Origin of the sequence: Afipia massiliensis, from assembly GCF_014203115.1 — a bacterium.
GTDB classification, from domain to species: domain Bacteria; phylum Pseudomonadota; class Alphaproteobacteria; order Rhizobiales; family Xanthobacteraceae; genus Afipia; species Afipia massiliensis.
In genome coordinates this window covers 470,930-489,960 of the sequence record NZ_JACHIJ010000002.1, presented here as the reverse complement: position 1 = coordinate 489,960, position 19,031 = coordinate 470,930, and the positions used below count along the sequence as shown (strand labels likewise).

The 19,031-nt window shown below is 56.7% G+C and carries 17 protein-coding genes; 10 read left to right on the top strand and 7 right to left on the bottom strand.

From position 1 onward, the window contains the following. The first annotated feature begins 147 nt into the window (after positions 1-147). Entirely contained in the window at positions 148-432 is a 285-nt protein-coding gene (locus tag HNQ36_RS07140; RefSeq protein ID WP_184083417.1) for a hypothetical protein, read from the top strand. Positions 433-461: 29 nt separating this feature from the next. Here the strand turns inward: HNQ36_RS07140 and HNQ36_RS07135 are convergent, their stop codons facing one another. From HNQ36_RS07135 to HNQ36_RS07115, 5 genes are all read right to left on the bottom strand, one after another. Beyond that, complete coding sequence (locus tag HNQ36_RS07135; protein WP_184083415.1) at positions 462-1,541, bottom strand: D-TA family PLP-dependent enzyme; 1,080 nt, start codon at positions 1,539-1,541, stop codon at positions 462-464. Positions 1,542-1,598: 57 nt separating this feature from the next. Then, on the bottom strand, positions 1,599-2,162 hold the full coding sequence (rfbC, locus tag HNQ36_RS07130; RefSeq protein WP_184083413.1) for a dTDP-4-dehydrorhamnose 3,5-epimerase: 564 nt from the start codon (positions 2,160-2,162) through the stop codon (positions 1,599-1,601). Then, positions 2,162-3,043 (bottom strand): glucose-1-phosphate thymidylyltransferase RfbA, encoded by an 882-nt coding sequence (gene rfbA, locus HNQ36_RS07125; protein WP_184083410.1) that lies wholly within the window; start codon positions 3,041-3,043, stop codon positions 2,162-2,164. The genes rfbC and rfbA overlap by 1 nt, the downstream gene beginning before the upstream one ends. A 51-nt stretch (positions 3,044-3,094) precedes the next feature. After that, positions 3,095-4,192 carry a dTDP-glucose 4,6-dehydratase gene (gene rfbB, locus HNQ36_RS07120; protein WP_184083408.1) on the bottom strand — a complete coding sequence of 366 codons (1,098 nt, stop codon included), beginning with the start codon at positions 4,190-4,192 and terminating at the stop codon, positions 3,095-3,097. A gap of 277 nt (positions 4,193-4,469) precedes the next feature. Further along, on the bottom strand, positions 4,470-5,642 hold the full coding sequence (locus HNQ36_RS07115; RefSeq protein WP_184083405.1) for a glycosyltransferase family 2 protein: 1,173 nt from the start codon (positions 5,640-5,642) through the stop codon (positions 4,470-4,472). Positions 5,643-6,373: 731 nt separating this feature from the next. Between HNQ36_RS07115 and HNQ36_RS07110 the strand changes: the two genes are divergently transcribed. Next, on the top strand, positions 6,374-6,871 hold the full coding sequence (locus tag HNQ36_RS07110; protein WP_184083403.1) for a hypothetical protein: 498 nt from the start codon (positions 6,374-6,376) through the stop codon (positions 6,869-6,871). A gap of 6 nt (positions 6,872-6,877) precedes the next feature. Here the strand turns inward: HNQ36_RS07110 and HNQ36_RS07105 are convergent, their stop codons facing one another. Continuing rightward, positions 6,878-8,194 (bottom strand): O-antigen ligase family protein, encoded by a 1,317-nt coding sequence (locus HNQ36_RS07105; RefSeq protein ID WP_184083401.1) that lies wholly within the window; start codon positions 8,192-8,194, stop codon positions 6,878-6,880. Between the two features lie 121 nt (positions 8,195-8,315). Here HNQ36_RS07105 and lptF point away from each other — a divergent pair, with 121 nt between their 5' ends. The 8 genes from lptF to HNQ36_RS07065 all read left to right on the top strand — a co-directional run bounded on the left by lptF (position 8,316) and on the right by HNQ36_RS07065 (position 17,440). Continuing rightward, positions 8,316-9,470, top strand: a complete 1,155-nt coding sequence (gene lptF, locus HNQ36_RS07100; RefSeq protein ID WP_184083399.1) for an LPS export ABC transporter permease LptF — start codon at positions 8,316-8,318, stop codon at positions 9,468-9,470. A gap of 94 nt (positions 9,471-9,564) precedes the next feature. Further along, positions 9,565-10,653, top strand: coding sequence for a GDP-mannose 4,6-dehydratase (gene gmd, locus HNQ36_RS07095; protein WP_184083397.1), 1,089 nt, complete (start codon positions 9,565-9,567; stop codon positions 10,651-10,653). A gap of 119 nt (positions 10,654-10,772) precedes the next feature. Then, positions 10,773-11,813 (top strand): GDP-mannose 4,6-dehydratase, encoded by a 1,041-nt coding sequence (locus HNQ36_RS07090; RefSeq protein ID WP_184083395.1) that lies wholly within the window; start codon positions 10,773-10,775, stop codon positions 11,811-11,813. Continuing rightward, on the top strand, positions 11,813-12,946 hold the full coding sequence (locus HNQ36_RS07085; protein ID WP_184083393.1) for a glycosyltransferase: 1,134 nt from the start codon (positions 11,813-11,815) through the stop codon (positions 12,944-12,946). Before HNQ36_RS07090 ends, HNQ36_RS07085 begins: the two co-directional genes overlap by 1 nt. A gap of 41 nt (positions 12,947-12,987) precedes the next feature. Continuing rightward, positions 12,988-13,803 (top strand): ABC transporter permease, encoded by an 816-nt coding sequence (locus HNQ36_RS07080; RefSeq protein WP_430641351.1) that lies wholly within the window; start codon positions 12,988-12,990, stop codon positions 13,801-13,803. Between the two features lie 4 nt (positions 13,804-13,807). Next, a complete protein-coding gene (locus HNQ36_RS07075; protein ID WP_184083391.1) occupies positions 13,808-14,584 on the top strand; it encodes an ABC transporter ATP-binding protein in 777 nt (258 codons plus the stop codon). A 128-nt stretch (positions 14,585-14,712) separates the two neighbouring features. Beyond that, on the top strand, positions 14,713-16,122 hold the full coding sequence (locus tag HNQ36_RS07070) for a glycosyltransferase family 4 protein (RefSeq protein WP_184083389.1): 1,410 nt from the start codon (positions 14,713-14,715) through the stop codon (positions 16,120-16,122). A gap of 148 nt (positions 16,123-16,270) precedes the next feature. Continuing rightward, positions 16,271-17,440 (top strand): glycosyltransferase family 4 protein, encoded by a 1,170-nt coding sequence (locus HNQ36_RS07065; RefSeq protein WP_184083386.1) that lies wholly within the window; start codon positions 16,271-16,273, stop codon positions 17,438-17,440. 22 nt (positions 17,441-17,462) lie between these two features. Here the strand turns inward: HNQ36_RS07065 and HNQ36_RS07060 are convergent, their stop codons facing one another. After that, positions 17,463-18,950, bottom strand: a complete 1,488-nt coding sequence (locus tag HNQ36_RS07060; protein WP_184083384.1) for a glycosyltransferase family 39 protein — start codon at positions 18,948-18,950, stop codon at positions 17,463-17,465. Positions 18,951-19,031 lie beyond the last annotated feature (81 nt).

The window sequence follows — 19,031 nt, the reverse complement described above, 5'->3', positions numbered from 1 at the left end:
CGCGCAAGAAGGGGAGGACCTGCGATTTGTGGTGCCGCAGCCCCCTTTCCGGGGCACTGAAACCCGATTGCACCCGGCTCATATCGCCGCATTCGCAGCACGGCCGATGAATGATCTAAAATTCCTGCGATTCGCCGGAGAGCTTCCATGAACGAGACCTTGATTTCCGCCTGCCAGATGTTTCTCATCCCGGCAACGATCCTCTTCGCCGCAGTCGGTGTCGCGAACAGCCAGGGCCTGAGGCTGCTTGTTTGCCTCTTGGGGTTGGCGACCGCAGGGCTGTGGATCTATCGCGTCTGGTACTGGGCAGGCCTGTCGCTGATCGACCGCTGGACGGCGCTTGGACTGGCCGGCCTTTACGGCCTCGCATGGGTTTTTACGCTTCTGATCCAGCTCAAGAACACGGTCAGCCCGGGATACAATCGGCGCTGATCCGCCGCAGGGTGAACTCTTTCCCGGGATTATCTAAGCTTCCCCCGGGCGGCGACGGGGAGGATGCCGACGATCTCATCGCCCCGGACCATGACGACTTCATCGGACATGTTCACGACGACGCAGACATGGTTCGGCACGATACGGACGACGTCGCCCACCGCCGGCCGCGTGTTGCTTTTTGCCAGATCGAGAAAGCCGTGCTCTTCAGCAAAGCGGGCGATCCGTGCTTCCGGATGTTCGAGGATCAGCCCGTAACCCTCGAGCCCGCCCGTGTCGGCCGTAAGCGTCTTTGAACCTGCATCGAGAATCCCGCGATCGGGCGCGGCGCGGCTGACTACGGTTGAATAGACGTGCAGGGCGCAATCGTCCCACGTGGCCACGCCGGCGGCGACCTGCATACGATCGTTGTAGATGTAAGTGCCGGGCCGATGCTCGGTCGCGCCCCTGAGCTTGCCGACGTTTTTCAGGTTTGGCGATCCGCCGGTTGATACGATGGCCGGATCGAGCCCCAACTGTCGAAGGCCAGTCAATGCGTCGTCATGGAAGCGTTGGGCTTCGGTCCAGCCTGTTTCGGTCGGGTACATCAGCAGCCCGGCGAACGAGAGTCCCGGCGTGCCGGCAATCTGGCTGGCCAGCGCGATGACCTCCGCAGGCGTCTCGACGCCAGCACGTTTGCGGCCGGTGTCGCACTCGATCACGACCGGCAGGGCGCGTCCTGCAACCGCCGCCGCGGCCGGCAATCCGGCAATGACGACAGCATTGTCCGCCGCGACTGTGACGTTCGTCTTGGCCAGTAGCGCGCCGAGACGCGCCATTTTTTCATCACCGATGAGGTTGTAGCTGATGAGGATGTCGTCGATACCAGCTTGCGCCATCACTTCCGCTTCGCCCAGCTTCTGGCAGGTGATGCCTTTCGCTCCGGCCTTGATCTGAAGCTGCGCGAGGAGGGGGCTTTTGTGGGTCTTGATATGGGGCCGGTTGGCGACGCCGGCGTCGTCGCAGATTTTCTGAGCGCGCGCGATGTTGCGTTCGACGCGATCCATGTCGATGACAAGGGCAGGCGTTCCGTATTCACGGGCGATTTTCAGGGCGAGCGGGCTGGTCAAGATTTCATCCCCTTCTAGCAAGGTCTTGCGAGATACCTGCGAAGCTTGCCTTGTCGCCTAGAGAAGCTCCAGCCCGTTCAGCGCGGCTCCCTGCCTGTCCTTTTCGGACAGAATGGGAGAGACAGGTGTCGGTGATGGCAATGAGATGGCTGGCCACTCGATTGCAACGTCCGGATCGTCGAACCGGAGGCATCGCTCATGTTCCGGATACCAGTAGTCCGTCACCTTGTATTGGAAATCGGCGGTCTCAGAAAGAACGAGAAAGCCGTGCGCAAAGCCTTCGGGAATCCAGAGCGCCCTTCCATTGGTTTCCGAAAGATGCGCGCCAACCCATTTGCCGAAAGTGGGCGAGCCCCGTCGAATGTCGACCGCCACATCGAAGACTTCGCCTGACGTCACGCGGACAAATTTCCCCTGCGGGCGCGAGACCTGATAGTGCATGCCACGCAGAACTCCCCGAGCAGAGCGGGAGAAGTTATCCTGTACAAAACTGACGTGAGAGCCGGTCGCTTCAGAGAACACTTTCGCGTTGAAGCTTTCGAAGAAGAAACCGCGCTTGTCCTGAAACATCTTCGGCGCAAACATGATCACATCCGGAATGGCCAGTGCGGAGGCGATCATCAGAAAATTCCATGGGATAGCAGGCTGTAAAGGTACTGGCCGTAGCTGTTGTTTTTCAGCGCGGCCGCAAGCTCTTCAAGCTCCGCGTCGCTGATCCACCCGTTTCGCCACGCAATTTCTTCCGGGCATGACACTTTCAATCCCTGTCTTTTTTCAAGGGTAGCGATGAACTGGCCGGCCTCGAGAAGGGTTTCATGCGTTCCCGTGTCGAGCCATGCGTGTCCGCGCCCGAGAATTTCCACCGAGAGCTGCTTCTTGTCCAGGTAGAGCTGATTGAGGTCGGTAATCTCAAGCTCGCCGCGCCGCGAGGGCCTGAGCGTCTTTGCAAGAGCTGCGACTTGAGCATCGTAAAAATACAGACCGGTCACAGCATAATTGGATTTGGGGCGGGCCGGCTTCTCCTCAAGCCGCAAAGCTTTCCCGGAGGGGTCGAACTCGACGACGCCGTAATCCTCGGGGTTGTGGACGTGATACGCGAAGACTGTTGCACCGGTGTCACGCTGGGACGCTTTGGCAAGAAGGTGGGAGAAATCATGTCCATAGAAAACGTTATCGCCGAGCACAAGCGCGCTTGGCGCGTTGCCGATGAACTCTTCTCCGATCAGGAACGCCTGAGCCAATCCGTCTGGCGAAGGCTGCACGGCATACTGAATGTTAAGTCCCCATTTTTCACCGGTGCCCAGCAGCTGCTCGAACCGTGGAACATCCTGCGGGGTGGAGATGATCAGAATATCCCGGATATTTGCCAGCATCAGCGTCGACAGCGGATAGTAGATCATCGGCTTATCGAAAATCGGCAGCAATTGTTTGGAGACTGACAGTGTCGCCGGATGGAGACGGCTTCCTGTGCCACCGGCCAGTACGATACCCTTGCGCTTCATAGTGGTCTCGATCTCACGGCTTCTTGATTGTTATTGAGTAACGGGCGCCCATCATCGTGCCGAGTAATTCCGGCCAAGCCAATCGCGATAGCTTCCTGCAACCACGTCCTCGGTCCAGGCGGAGTTGTCGAGATACCAGCGCACCGTTTTGCGAAGTCCCGACTCGAAGGACTCGCGAGGATGCCAGCCGAGCGCCTGGCGAATCTTCGCGGTATTGACGGCGTATCGGCGATCATGTCCGGGCCGGTCAGCCACGAATGTGATCTGCTGGCGGTATGAGCCGTTCGCAGAGGGGCGCTCCTGGTCGAGCACATCGCAAATCGTGTGCACCACATCGAGATTGCTTTTCTCGCTGTCTCCACCGATCGCATAGGTGTGTCCAGGCAATCCGTCGCGGAGAACGGCGCGAATGGCGGCGCAATGGTCGGTCACATAGAGCCAATCGCGAATCTGCAGGCCATCGCCATAAACCGGCAGAGGCTTGCCGGCCAGCGCGTGGTGAATCATCAGCGGAATAAGCTTCTCGGGAAACTGGTAGGGGCCGTAGTTGTTGGAGCAGTTGGTGATGATGACGGGCAGGCCGTAGGTGTGATGCCATGCGCGCGCGAGGTGATCGGACGCAGCTTTTGAAGCGGAATAGGGACTGTTGGGTGAATAGGGGCTCGCTTCGTTGAATGGAGCGGACTCTGCCGACAGAGATCCATAAACTTCATCGGTTGACACATGAAGAAAGCGGAAAACGTCCTTGTCGCGATGCGGCAGCCCGGTCCAGTACTCACGCACGGTTTCGAGCAAGCGGAATGTGCCGACGATGTTGGTCGTAATGAAATCTTCCGGACCCAGAATTGAACGATCGACGTGAGACTCGGCTGCGAAGTTGACGATCGCCCGTGGCTTTATTTTCGACAGTAGAGATCTGACGAATTCCACGTCACCGATGTCGCCGTGGAAGAACGAGTGCCGCTCGTTGGCTTGCAGGCTTGCGAGATTGTGGAGATTGCCGGCGTAAGTGAGTTTATCGAGTGTAACGATTGGCGTGGGCTCGTTAGCGTGCCAGTCGAGAACGAAATTCGCGCCGATGAACCCTGCGCCGCCCGTAACAAGAATGGGATGATTTTCGTCTGCTCGCAGGGAGGTCACGACAGCCATTTCAATGGGTCCTCGAAGATTGCAGCCATGGCCATAGGCTGCAACGCCGCTCATCAATACCAGCTATACGGCTCAAAGCGTTGCGTACTCGACGCAGGGTTGTAGTGCGCGCTCCCGACTACGTCAATGATCTGAAGGATTTACAAGGGTAAGTATTAGCGCGGGCCAGACGCACGCGCATCGTCAGAGCGAAGCTGTAGGCGATTGGGAATGTAAGTTCACGCGGCCGAGAGCGTCCTTAACATGGCTCAACAGTGGGCCGTCGCCGCAAGCGATTTCAGTTCTCTCCTGGTGATCCGGCGCAAGGAAAAACCTTCGTGTTGTACGCCTGCTGATCGACATCGGATGCCCGCACCACTGAAAATTCGCCGAGGTCCTGCTTCCAGGCTCGTGCAATGGCGTATACGCGGCAGCGGCTACATGCCTCGTCTGCAACGAAGGTGACATGAACGCTGTTTCGTAAAGCACCGGCCACCTGAACGATGTGGGACCACGTCTGATTGCGGCCGATGAGTCCGGGCCCTCTCAGGAAAAGATTTCGTGCCGGATCGGGCGCGTTGCCCTGTGCCGACCAGCGAATCCGCTCAAAATGCGGAAGTGGAGCTGAGCCGAATACGCGACCTGCGATGTACTCACCCCATCGTTCGATGAACTTGCGGTGGTTGCGATGAATGATGGCTGTCCGGCGAGGGCTGCTCCAGAGCGTCTTCGACGTCGCACTTTCCTTGTGTATGACGGCGGTGCCCGCGCAGTAGTAAGTGAACAATCCCATTGCCCGAAGGCGCAGCATCAAATCAACATCTTCAAAGTATCCGGGATCGAACAACGGATCGAAGCCGCCTGCCTCCAGGAAGGTGTCACGGCGCAGCAACAAGCAAGCGGCGGAGCAGTAATCGACGATATGCAATCCTGGGTCGGACAAGACATTGGCCGGGGACCGGGCCAGGCCATGGCGAATTGTCCAGCCATCCGGGCGAACATACCCTCCGGCCTCCTGTAGCCGGCCATCTGGATATCTAAGCTCTGCACCTACGGCCCCCGCGCGATGCGCGGTCTCCAGCGCGTGCAGGAGCGGTCCAATGTATCCCGGCGTTACCACGACGTCGTTGTTCAGGAGCAGAACAAGCTGCCCGCGCGCGGCCTCAACTCCAATGTTGTTGGCTTCTCCAAAATAAAGATTCTGATTGAGCTCGATCAGCCGGGCGTTGTGAAGATTGCAGGCGCGCCGAACGATCGATTTTTCATCGGGATTGCTGCCATTGTCGACGACGACAATTTCGTACTCGACCCCAAGCGTATGGGTTCGGATGCTCGCTAGGCATTCCTGCGTCATCCTCCCGAGATTCCAGTTCAATACGACGATCGAAAGGTAGGGTGGATTTTCTTTAGTGTTTTCGCTCATCACCATATTCATGCGTGATTGCGATCGCGCGATCGACGCCACCTCCATTTGTCGGCAACCTGCCGATATCGATGTACAATTCGCCAACTTAGAGACGACATCGAATCATGCAGAAGGGCCGTCGCAAGATTCATCCTTGCTTCGAGCTCCGCATTGCGGTCCTTTAGCGCGGCAATTTCTTCTCGTTGATCCATTAGATGTCCGCCTTCTTCCGGGACGTGACCCTATCGAACGGGCTTGGATAGTACGATCTTTCAGATCGATCGTAATCCAGTGAATTGGAACTTCCACAGGTGCCGCAGACGTACTCTTGAGCTGCTGGAAGCTGCTCCGGGGACATCCGCGCATTCGCACTATTCAGGCCTTAGGCACCTAGTGAGCCAATGTGCTTCCAGGCTCGTAGATGCACCAACCGGAAGTCCGCGGCTAGCGCAAAAAAGGGATGGAGGGGTTCCCCGGGTAGGTGAATTGAATCAACATTGAAAGGAAGTTTGTGAATGCTGGTTCTAGGCGAAGCCTTGGGATGATGGCTTAGAAGCAAGCGGTGGTGCATGTTCGTCGTCATCCGGTTACCGGATAAGGCCGATGCCAGAAGCGGGGCCAATCGATCAACTGCTCCTCATCTTTTCACAAGAGGTTGATTCGATGACTAAATCCGTCGCTCAAAATTCATCCTTATTCGAGGCCTATGATGGGAACCGATTCCATTCGTCCGAGGTTAGCGACCCGGGCTTCTGCATCGTTTTTCGTGGTGCGGAATTGTCATAATGCGAGGTGCAATGTTTTTGTTTGAAGCAATCGGTCGTCGTATGGCGATGGCCTCTCTTCTTTCGTTGTCATTGCTCTCCGTTGGAGCGCAGGCGCAGTCGGCGCAGCCGTTCGCCGGAATGTCAGGCGTCTGGTCAGGCAAGGGGACAATCTCGTTCGAGGGCGGCGCGCGTGAGGCCATCCGTTGCCGCGCAACCTATGCCGTCCGAGAGGACGGCAACGCTCTTCAGCAAATCCTGCGTTGCGCAAGCGACAGCTACAAGATCGAGTTGACCAGCAACGTCGTTGCCAATGGCGGGAAATTGTCCGGGACCTGGAGCGAATCCACCCGGAATGTCAGCGGCGACGTTCAGGGCACAACGGCCGGCGGACGGTTTCAGGTCGTCGTGAGTGCCGGCACGTTCTCGGCGGACCTTGTGGCGACAACAAAAGGAAATTCCCAAACGGTTGTGATCCGCTCATCAGGAAGCGAGTTCAAGGGCGCCAATATCACGCTGACGCGGACCTGATTCAAATCACGCGCGGTTCAGATTAGGAGCGGCAGATTCTCCCTGAGAGTTTGCCGCTCTCTTTATTGTCCCTGCAGCGATGCCGACGGCGAGGACATAGAGCCAGCCCTGATAGAAGTCGCTGAGATGCGAGTTGAAAAGCGAGCTCAGGATATTCTGAACGACTGCTGCCAGTCCGATCCAGGCGACCACACCTTCGCCGCGAAATGTCAGCAGGTGAACGATCCACATCGCGTAGAGTGCCAGTCCTCCGACAAGTCCCCACTGGATGACAAATAGAAGAGTCTGATTATGCGGGTTTCCGATGATGCCCGTGGGCAGGCTGGTCTTGCCACCGGCATCACGCACGAACAGGGGTTTCGCTGAACCAGTGCCATGACCGATGATCGGAGCGGCTTTTATGAACTCGATCGATTTACTCCAAAGCTCAAGTCTTTGACCCACGGACGTCGGTCCTTGGTCGGTTTTTGGCGTCCGGTATTCGGTAAACGCGGCGGAGACCTTATGCTGCAGGTTTGGAGAAATCGCCCAGAGGCCGGCGATGGCGGCAAGAAGGACAGGAAATGCGATCCAGAATGTCCTGCGGTCAAGATAGCGATATGCAAACAGCGCCGCGAGGACAGGTGAATACACCAGTGCGGTTCGCGAGACGTTGACGAAAGCGAGATTCGCCAGCAGCGCGATGGCGATGAGCGCAGCTGAAATGGCAATTGCCTGCTGCCGTTTTCGTAAACTTTCCACAGCCACGGCAGCGAGCGCGAATGCGCAGAACACGAAGCCCTGACTTTGGTCGATGTAGTTTTTCACCGGTACGCCCGGCTGATCGACCTTGTAGTGGATCGACAGACCCGGCCAAAACAAGACGATCCACGAGTACAGCATCAGAACCGTGCAAGATGCGACAAAGGCGTAGAAGACGTATCGACCGCGATCGGATTGGCTGAAGCAGTAGATCAATATCGGAATGCCGAGAAGTTTTCCCATCGGCGTCAGGCCGCGAAGCCTTTCCGGCCAGGTAATCTCGACGGCCCAGAGGACTCCGAGCAGGGCGACGAAACATAGCCCCAGCGCTGCCATGCTTGCGGGGTGTTTCAGCGAGCGAAAGAAGGCCGATGGTTTTACTGTCGTCAGAAAGCCGATCAAAAAGGCCAGCGCGCACGATGAAGCCACGGACGTTGACCATGGCAAAGCAGCCGCAGCGATAATGGCGAAATTCTCGGTGCCTTTTTGCCGTGCCGCCTGCGCGAGCGGTCGAATCGGACCGGTCCATACGAAAAAGCCGAGCCAGACATCGGTCAGTTCCCGCTTGATGACGGCGTACATTATGCCTCTTTGTTGCTATTTTTTAGGTGCGGGTGGTGGAAAATATGCGATATAGCTCAAGGTGATAACTTCTGTGTGGCGGTCATGGCCGTCTTCGAATCGGACTGTATCCGGAAGCTGGATGAGCGCAATCGACCGCTATATCGTGCGAACGACGTTGCTGGCGTTCTTGTTGATTGTCGTCTCATTGACGGGAGTCATATGGATCACGCAAGCGCTGCGCGGCATCGATTTGATGACAGGGCAGGGCCAGTCGATACTGGTGTTTCTCGGCGTTACGGGACTGGCCATACCGCTGTTGGCGATGATCATTTCGCCGATCGCGCTGCTTATTGCGGTCATGCACACTCTCAACAGGCTTGCGACCGACTCCGAAATCATCGTGATGAACGCCGCAGGGCTGTCGCCCGGCAGGCTTCTCCGTCCGTTTCTGTTTGCGACATGCGTGGTCAGCCTGCTTGTCGCGTTTCTCTCGCTTTATCTGGCGCCTGAATGCATGCGCGCCTTGCGGCGATGGCAGACCGAGATCGGCGCCGACGTCCTCACCAATATCCTCCGGCCCGGTGAATTCCAGAAGCTCGGCCCGTTGACGATCCGCATCCAGGGCCGGCAGCCCGGCGGGCTTCTCGTCGGGATTTTCATCGATGACCAGCGCAATCCATCGGAACGGATCGATATTCTCGCGGATCGCGGCACGGTTCAGAAGAATGAACGGGGCTCGTTTCTCATTCTTCAGGACGGCAATCTCCAGCGTTTCGAAACCGGCAAACGCGAGCCTGCTCTTGTTGCATTCGCCAGCTACGCGTTCGATCTGTCCCAGTTCTCGAATGCCGTCCAGAGTGTGACGTACGGCCCGCGCGAGAGGTCGATGGGTGATCTGATTTCGCCGCCGCCTGACGACCCTGTCTTCAAGCGGATTCCGGGAGAATTTCGGTCCGAACTACATGATCGGATTTTTGCGCCGATCTATCCCTTCGTCTTCGTCTTGATGGCATTTGCCATTCTCGGCGCTCCGCGTACGACGCGGCAGAATCGCAACTTTGCCATCGGGGTTCTTGTGGTCGGCATTCTCGTTCTGCGTATCGCAGGCTTCGGCCTTTCGACTATGTCAACGTCGCAGCCTGCTGCTGTATTCGTTCAGTACTTCATGCTGGCGGCGGTCAGCGTCGGCAGTGTCTGGATGATCATGCGTGGCGTGATCGTAGACGCCCCCGCAAACCTGTTGGGATGGATCAATGGTCTGCTCAGCCGCCGCGTGTCGCTTAGGCCGCAGTAGCGTGGCGGGAAGCTCGACTCAGTATGATTTAACTGCCGATGATGGCATGATGATGCAAACGGCACGTTCGCGATAATGAAGGTCATAGGATTAAATGAAGAAAACCGCGCTTATTACAGGTATCACCGGCCAGGACGGCGCATACCTTGCGGAGTTATTGCTATCCAAGGGATATTCGGTCCATGGGATCAAGCGGCGCACATCGCTTTTCAACACTGACCGCATTGACCATCTCTATCATGATCCGCATGACAAGGGTTACGATCTCACGCTTCATCATGGCGATCTGACGGATTCGTCGAGCCTCATTCGCATCGTGCAGGAAGTCCAGCCGGACGAAATCTACAACCTCGCCGCACAGAGTCATGTCGCGGTGTCGTTCGAGGAGCCTGAGTACACCGCCAATTCGGATGCGCTGGGGCCGCTGCGGATACTCGAAGCGATCCGCATTCTTGGACTTGAAAAGAAGACTCGATTTTATCAAGCTTCAACGTCCGAGTTGTACGGACTCGTCCAGGAAATCCCCCAGAAGGAAACGACGCCCTTTTACCCGCGATCGCCTTACGCTGTCGCGAAGCTGTACGCGTACTGGATCACCGTGAACTACCGCGAGGCTTACGGTCTGTTCGCCTGCAACGGCATTCTCTTCAATCATGAATCCCCAATCCGCGGCGAGACCTTCGTCACCCGAAAAATTACGCGTGCGTTGGCTCGCATCAAGCTCGGTCTTCAGGAGAAGGTTTATCTCGGCAACCTGAATGCGCTTCGCGATTGGGGGCACGCGCGTGACTATGTCGAGATGCAATGGCGGATGTTGCAGCAGGATGTAGCGGAGGATTATGTCATCGCGACCGGCGAACAGCACTCGGTTCGCGAGTTTCTGGAAGTCGCTGCAAGAGAGGTCGACATCGCCATTCGTTGGGAAGGCGAGGGCGTTGACGAAAAGGGGTACGAGGTTGCGACGGGACGATGTATCGTCGAAGTCGATCCGCGATACTTCCGGCCCGCGGAGGTGGAGACGCTTTTGGGCGATCCGACAAAGGCATACCAAAAACTCGGGTGGTCACCGACGACATCTTTCGTCGAACTGGTCACCGAGATGATGAGAGAGGATTTGAAGGCTGCACAACGTGACGAACTCGTGAAGCAGCACGGCTTTAAGCATTTCAACTACAATGAATGATTTCTGAAACGAGATACGCCTCACCAATTTCTGCATAGCTGAGCAACAGTTCTTCAGAACTTTCTTATGTCTGGGCGACATTGCTGCAGCTATAAGTTGTTTGGAATCGAGGATTCTTTTTGAGTAAAGTTTTAGTCACAGGGGCTTCCGGCCAGGACGGCTACTATCTTATCAACCTGCTTCGCCAGCAGGGGTGTATCGTGCACGCCCAGTCGCGCCGTCAGACTCATCCAAATTTGCATCGGGACGGGACGTCCTGGCACGTTGGTGATCCTGCGGATCGTGACTTCCTCGACTCGCTGATTGCGACTGTAATGCCGGACGAGATTTACAATCTCGCCGCTGTCTCGCGTCCGATCCAGAGCTGGGGCTCGCCACGGGAGACGGCCGACGTCAATGCGTTTGTCCCGCAGGATATTTGCGAGCTTCTGCTCAAGCACAAGCCGGGCTGCCGTTTATTTCAGGCCTCGTCGTCCGAGATCTTCGGAGATGTGGCCGATCACGCTCAAAACGAGCAGACGTTATGCGCTCCCAAGTCGCCTTATGGCGCTGCGAAGCTCTATGCTCATCGGATCGTCGGTGCGTATCGGGCACAATACGGATTGCATGTTTCGACCGGCATTCTGTTCAATCACGAGAGTCCGAAGCGTCCGCTCTCGTACGTGTCGCAGAAGATCGCCTATGCCGCCGCCGCTGTGTCACTCGGCTTGAGCGAAACGCCCGAAGCCGACGAGCGCGGCCGGCCGATACTGCTAGACGGGAAAATGGCCTTGGGTGATTTGAGCGTGCGGCGGGATTTCGGTTTTGCCGGCGACTATGTGGAAGCAATGCGGTTGATCGTTCAGCATCCCACAGCTGATGATTACGTTATCGGCACAGGTCGGGACCATTCGATTGAGGATTTTTGCCGCCAGGCATTCGGCCTGGTCGGTCATAAGTGGACGGACCACGTCGTTGTGGATCCCGGACTTATCCGCAAGGTCGATAGTCGCTATACACGCGCGGACACCGCCAAAATCCGTTCCGTGTTGAACTGGCAGCCAAATGTCGATTTTCATGCGCTTGTTTCGATGATGGTGAAAGCACAGACTGCCTTCATCAAGGATGGTATATCGTTGGGTGAAAAGCCGGACGGTGGCTGCCGCAGCGTTGAATCCTGATGCGAATCCTTCATGCCTACAAAGTCTATCTTCCCAATGTCTACGGCGGTATCCCGTCTGTTATAGCGATGTTGGCGATGCTCCAGCGGCTGGGTTTCAAGACGGACGTTCTTGTCGCTTGTCAGCGCGGCATTGGACGCAAGTATGAATTCGAGGGAGTGAACGTCGAAGCGGTCTCGTCCATCGGGACGGTCATGTCTACGCCATTGGCGCCGACTTTTCCGTTCAGGCTCGTCGAGCGAGCGCGGTCAACTGATATTGTGGTTCATCACGCGCCCTTTCCGTTGACGGATATCGGGGTTCTGCTGATGCCAAGGGACACGGTCCTGATCGTGCATTGGCATGCGGAGGTGATCGGTCGGCCGTGGCTGATGCGGATTTTGGCGCCGTTCATTCGGAATTCACTCAAGCGAGCCGACAAGATTATCGTTTCCGATCGTGTCATCGTCGACAAATCCCCCTTCCTGAAAGCATTTTTTGAGAAATGCATCGTCGTTCCATACGGGTGCGACAATGAGTACTGGGAAAAATTGAACCCGGGAGAGCAACAGGCTGTCGACGACCTGCAAAGGAAACATCCCAGGCTTGTCGTCGCCGTCGGCCGGCTCGTCAGCTATAAGGGCTACGAGGTCTTCCTTCGCGCGATGCGGAATGTGGATGCACACGCTGTGATCATCGGCGAGGGGCAGCTTAAGCCTAACCTCATCAAACTTGCGGAAGAGCTCGGTGTCCTTGACCGGGTAAAATTCTTGGGCGTGCTCGAGTCCCACGAGGTCAAGCAGTACATTCACGCTGCCAAGGTGTTTGCGTTTCCGTCCGTTACAGAAGCCGAGGCTTTCGGCATCGTCCAACTGGAGGCCATGTCTGCAGGCAAGCCAGTCGTGAACACGGCTCTTGCAACGGCGGTCCCGAATGTGGCGCGGGATGGCATGGAGGGGCTTACCGTGCCACCCGGCCAGCCGGTTGCGCTTGCGGAAGCGCTCCGTCGTCTGTTGGACCAGCCTGGCTACGCGGCTAGTTTGGGCAAGGCCGGGAAAGAGCGCGTCCGCGCTGAATTCAGCCAAACTCTGTTTCTAAGCCGCATGCAAGAAGTCTATAAGGAAGCCCTTCAACGTCGTTGCGCGACTCGGTGAGCAATGGCGAAGTGCACGAGGCGCGGGGCGGGTAAGCGTTGATGTTGATGGCCAGGCAAGGGCAGGCGCGCAGTCAGGCGGGAATGGCGTTGCAGGATGCCATTGACGGCCTTTCATTGTGGACGCTTTGGGGAAAGCTCGGCTGGAACGATATCCTGCAGCGTTACCGGCGCTCGCTGCTTGGTCCGCTTTGGCTGACGGCAAGCATGGCCATCATGGTTGTGTCGCTGGGTATTGTTTACTCAAAGATATTTAAGTCCGAGCTGCGCGACTTTATGCCGTTTCTGTGCGCGGGATTGCTGATCTGGGGTTACATCAGCTCGATCCTGTCTGAAGCCGGCTCGCTTTTCACGGGAGCTGAGTCCTACATCAAGCAAATTCGGCTGCCGTTCTCGGTCTACGTGCTGCGCTTCATGTGGAGCAAAGTCATTATCTTTGCCCACAATTTTGTAATCTATTTCGGTGTCCTCATCTACTTCCAGATATGGCCCGGCAGCGTCGCGCTCTACGCGATTCCGGGGTTCATGCTGGTGACCATCAATGGTGCGCTGGCCAGCATGTATCTCGGCATGATGTCTGCACGCTTTCGCGATATTCCGCAGGTCATCGCAAGCTTCATTCAGATTCTGTTCTTTATTACGCCGATCATGTGGAAGCCTGAATTACTGGGCGACCATGCAAACCTGATGACGTTGAATCCGTTTTTTCATCTTGTCGAAATCGTCCGCGCGCCTTTGTTGGGGCAATTGCCGTCCGCGGAGAACTATTATGCCGTTGCTTTGATTACCGTGTTGAATGTGGCATTCGCGATTGCGTTCTTCGTCCGTTTTCGCGCTCGCATCTCGTATTGGGTGTAGGCCGATGTCGCAGTCACAAGAGACCGGCGCAGAACAGGCGATCCTTCGCCTGGACAATGTGAATGTGTCTTTCCCGGTTTATCATGGAGGATCGCGCTCCCTGAAAAAGGTGATCCTGTCGCGGAGCTCGGCCGGCCGTATCGCCCGCGATGCCAACGATCGCATCACCATCGATGCGTTGCGCGATGTTTCCTTTTCCCTCGATCGAGGGGACCGGCTCGCTCTGATCGGTGCGAATGGCGCGGGAAAGACGACGCTGCTGCGGGTCATGGCGGGGATTTACGAGCCATTTGCCGGTACCGTACACATTCGTGGCCGGATCTCGCCAATGTTCGATAACGGTCTTGGCATCGACAGCGATCTGAGTGGTTACGATAACATTCGCATGCGCGGATTGCTGCTCGGTCTTTCTTCAAGGGAGATCGAGCGCCTGTTGCCGCTTATCGTCGATTTCACCGAGTTGGGTGATTATCTTGATATGCCCGTGCGGACGTATTCATCGGGAATGATATTGCGGCTGACGTTTGCGGTTGCGACCTGTTACGAGCCCGAAATCCTGCTGATGGACGAGTGGATTTTGGCGGGCGACGCTCATTTCATGATCAAGGCGAGAGAGCGCATTGACTCCTTCGTTCAGAAGGCGAGCGTTCTCGTGCTGGCGTCCCACAATCTGGAATTGTGTCGCCGCTGGTGCAACAAGGGCCTTTGGATGGATCGAGGAAGTATCAAGGCCTTCGGCGCGGTCGAGGACGTTATCGCTGCGTATCAGTCTGTCGCATAGCGAGGATTGGAATCGTTAACGCGTCACTGGGTAGCCTGATGGACGGCTGGGTCATAATTCGAAAGAAGTTTGGGACGTTGCATGCTATCATCAGGCAGTAAGCTTCCCGGTATTGTTTGAGTTATTCAATGACGCTTTGGTTTGATGTGACGGATATCCGCGATTGGGAGCATCCGTACCTGACGGGAATTCAGCGGACCGTCGTGAATGTTCTGTCGGAATTGCTGGAATCTCGGGATGACATTCGCCTTTTTGCCTTTGTTCGCTCTGAACGAGCGCTTCAGCAAGTGGATGTCGATATGCTTCCGCTTGCCGTTCTGAAGTACATTCGATCTTCGCGCACGGGTGAGGAGGGTGCTCTTAACGCAGCAGCTATCGCGGCAGGAATTGGTTCGCGTTCTCGCCACTTCTCAAAAGTTAGCCTCCGGCGGCGAATAAAGAAATGGATCGGAAATGAGGCGATCCAGGCGCTGAGAGATTTCCGGAGCGGCGGAAAGGCAGTTGCTCGCATCCTTTGGCGGAAGATCAATTTCGCAGCTCCGGCCTCGAGCTCTCGTCCGGCTGTTGCTCCGCTGCAGATTTCTCCCGACTCTATTTTATTCCGGCCGGGCGATATCTGTCTTTCTCTATCCGCGACGTGGGGATTGCCGCATTACGGCGAAGTGATCGCGGCGAACAAAATTCGAGGCAGAACGAGGTGCATCAATCTCATCTACGATCTTATCCCGGCGCTTTTTCCGCAATGGATGCTGCCGGGGTATTCGGATGTCGTTGCCTTCTGGGCACAGCAGCAGATGGATAATGCCGATTTGATTCTTACAATCTCAAATTTCCAGAAGAGCGAAATTTCGAAATATATGGAGACTGAAAGGATATCGCCTCGGCCCATCGAAGCCGTCCGCCTGGGCGACAATCCGAATTTCATGGCGAATATCGCGGCCGATAAACCATTGCCGTTGCCGCGTTATATCCCAGATCGCAAGTTCGTTATCTGCGTCTCATCGCTTGATGTGCGAAAGAACCAGAGCTTGCTTTATCAGGTTTGGCGTCGTCTGGCTCAAGAGCTTGGACCGGATTGCCCCCAGTTGCTTCTGATCGGCATACAGCAGTTGTACGTCTCCGATCTGCTGCATCAGATGCGTACAGATCCATTGGTGAGCAGACTCATCATTCACATGGACGACGTGGTGGACGAAGAACTTGCATGGTACTATCGGCACTGTGAGTTTACCATCTATCCTTCAGTCTACGAAGGTTGGGGGTTGCCGATCTCAGAGAGCTTGTCTCTCGGAAAGTACTGCATTGCTGGCAACAGGACTTCATTGCCCGAGGCGGGAGGCGATCTGGTCGACTATTTCGATCCGTTCGATTTCATCGGTTGTTACAAGCTCGTTTACAGGGCCGTGACAGATCCGGATTATGTCAAACGCTGCGAACAGCGGATAAGAGAAAACTACGTGCCCTATACATGGACCATGACAGCGGCACATATTTCGGAGATCGTCGATCGGGTCGCGGATCGGCGGGAAGGTGCCTGACGACGGATTTCAACGCCTTGTTGGTCATCTGAATTTGAATGGTCTGTTTCAATTGCATAATCTGAGTTTCAATTAACACTCTGAGAAACACGAAAGTCTTTTCACACAGATGCTCATAGGCTTTGAATCCAGCATCTTGAACCGCTCGATGACGGGCGTGGCAAACTACACATTCAACATTGTTCGTTGCGTCATGGAAATCGCGCCGGATCTCGGCTTTGCCGGGTTTCGTGGGTTTGATTGGCGCAAGTTTGATCGTGCCGCGGTGCAGGAGATCGCGCGCTCGCAACATAAACTCCATGATGTCGCGCAGCCGCACGCAGCTTCGTTTGCACGTATCAAGAATCTCATGCTCGATAGGGCCGCTGGTTGGCCCGGTTCCCGCACAGCGGGCGCGATTTATCGCGAGATGCGGAGATTGCGATTTTCAGCGTCGGTGCGGAAGCAGCCCCTCGATCTTTTTCATGCGTTCAACTTCCGGCCGCTGGCCGATCCGGGAGTACCGATGCTGCCGGTGATTTATGATCTTTCGACATTCCGGCATCCGGAATTTCATCCGCCGGACCGGGTCAGGTGGCTTGAACCGCTGCGCGATCTGGTCGAGCGCGCCCCTTTGGTACAGACTATTTCTGATTTCAGCCGGCGCGAGATCGCGGATATCTTCGGCTACCCTCTGGCGAAGATATTTGTAGCGCCCCCGGCTGCCGCCCCCGTGTTCCTGCCGCTGGGCCGCGACCTGACGCAATCGGCCCTCGATACGCTGGATCTGACGTACGGTGAGTTCTTTCTCGTTGTGGGAACGCACGAGCCGCGAAAAAATATCCGGACGGCTGTACTCGCCTATGAGCGGTTGCCGCAAGCGGCGCGCGCGCGGTACCCGTTGATTCTTGCAGGCGGAAAGGGGTGGGGCAATCTCGATCTGCCCGCGCAAACCGAAAGCCTCGTCAGGGGTGGATCGGTCAGATTTGTTCATGGCGTTGCCGATCCGCAGTTGCGCGGCCTTTACGAGGGAGCCCGTCTGCTGCTTGCGCCTTCGCTTTATGAAGGTTTTGGGATGCCCGTCGTGGAGGCGCTGGCATGTGGTACGCCGGTGGCGCATAGCGCCGATACGTCAATGGACGAGATTTCGGGAAATATGGATCGGCGAGTTGCCGCTCTGGACGTGGAAGGCTGGACCTGCGCCCTCAAGGACGCGCTCGAGAGTGACGATCACGCCGATCTCGCGCGCCGGGAGGCACGGATCGCGCGCGCGCGTCAATTCGACTGGCGGCAGAGTGCTGAAGCGGTGATCGACGCCTACCGGCGCATCTTGAGCTGATATCGTATGCCGCCAACCGGCATCAGCGCTGGCAATCCTGCGGTGCGATGAAGTGGTACGGAAACGTGCGCTGCTTTCCAGTCCATGTCCGTCTGAGCGGAATGGTGACGCTGCTCTCAGCCGAATAGGTTTTGCCCGGCAGGAATTTGAGCATCCGTTCCTTGAACTCGGGATCGGTGTCCATCACAACGGCACCTTTGGCGCGTAACCTGCTGTCGTCGTACCAGGTTGCTCCGGCGATTTCCCGATACGCCAGTGTGGTGACATCGCGTCCAGCCTCGATCCCGACGCCGTAAACACCTTGTCTGCCGCCGATGAAATACGCCGGGCCGCACGCATACTTGCTGTGCCAGTCCTTGAGAATAAGACGCGCGGCTTCGGCGCTAGGTTCCTGCATTGCGCTGTGGCTCGCAAATCCGGTGAAGATAATTGCGACGGCTATACCGGCGATGAGATAGAGCCCGCCGATGAAGGGAACCACACGGGTGTCGAACCAGCGTTTGCAATGCTCGCTCCATCCGATCAGCGGAGCGACCGCGAGGAACGTCAGCATGATGTAGGGCGCGGCAAACCGCGCCAGAAAATTGAGTCCGGTGAGCATCACGAGAATGATGAGCATGATGTGGGCAGATACGGCTGTGAAAAACAGAAACTGTGCGGGCGTACGATCCCTCTGCGGGGAGCCAATCGTCAGGTAACCTTTCCAGAGACTGATTGCGACAATTGCGTATCCCGGGATTGCAAAAGTCAGGTAACCCACCGCGAGCTCCGCGACGCCGTTGATCCTTTGGAAAAATGGATTCTGAAAGTCGAAATGATCGAGGCCATATTCAAACGCTGCGCGGTGTCTGAGAACGGCGACGGCGTGGGGCAGGACCAGCGCCGCGCCCGTAGCGATTGCCGCGTAGAAGCCGGGGCGCCTCAGGACAATCCGATATGCAGGCAGCAAAAGAATGCTGCTCGCCATTCCGAAGAACAGCACCACGGCATTGTATTTCGTGAGCGCAGCGACCGCTGACCAGAAGCCGAATGCGATCCAGTATCGCAGACGATTGGACCGGGCCGCCTGAAGGAAATAGAAAATGACGGCGGGCCACGACGTGAGTTGGAGAATGTCGGCATTGAGCGCGAAGGAGAGGGGTGCAAAAACCGCATAGGATGACGTGCCATAGAGGAACGTGAACAGCAGCGCGTTGTCGCGCGTCGTGGCGAGCAGCAGCGTGCGATAGCAATAGATCAATCCAACCGCGATCAGGATCTGTCCGGCGAGGACCATGACCACGGCGGAGGTGCCGAACAGCCTGTCAACGATGCCGCCAACCCACACCATCATCGGCGGGTGGAACGGCGTCACGATTGGAAATTCGCGGCCCCAAGCGATCAGTTCTCGCGTGTCGTACATCGCCGTCGGAAATACGAGGACGGTCAGCAGCACCGGCAGCAGCAGCGCCAGCCCAAGAACGCCGAGCGCGCGGCGGCGTCCCGGGCCGGAAATTTCCTGGATTGGCATGATAACGATGAGCCTCGATGTCCGGGAGATTCGCTCTGCGGCACGTGTGCAATTATAGCAAGCCGAACTACCGGGTTGGAA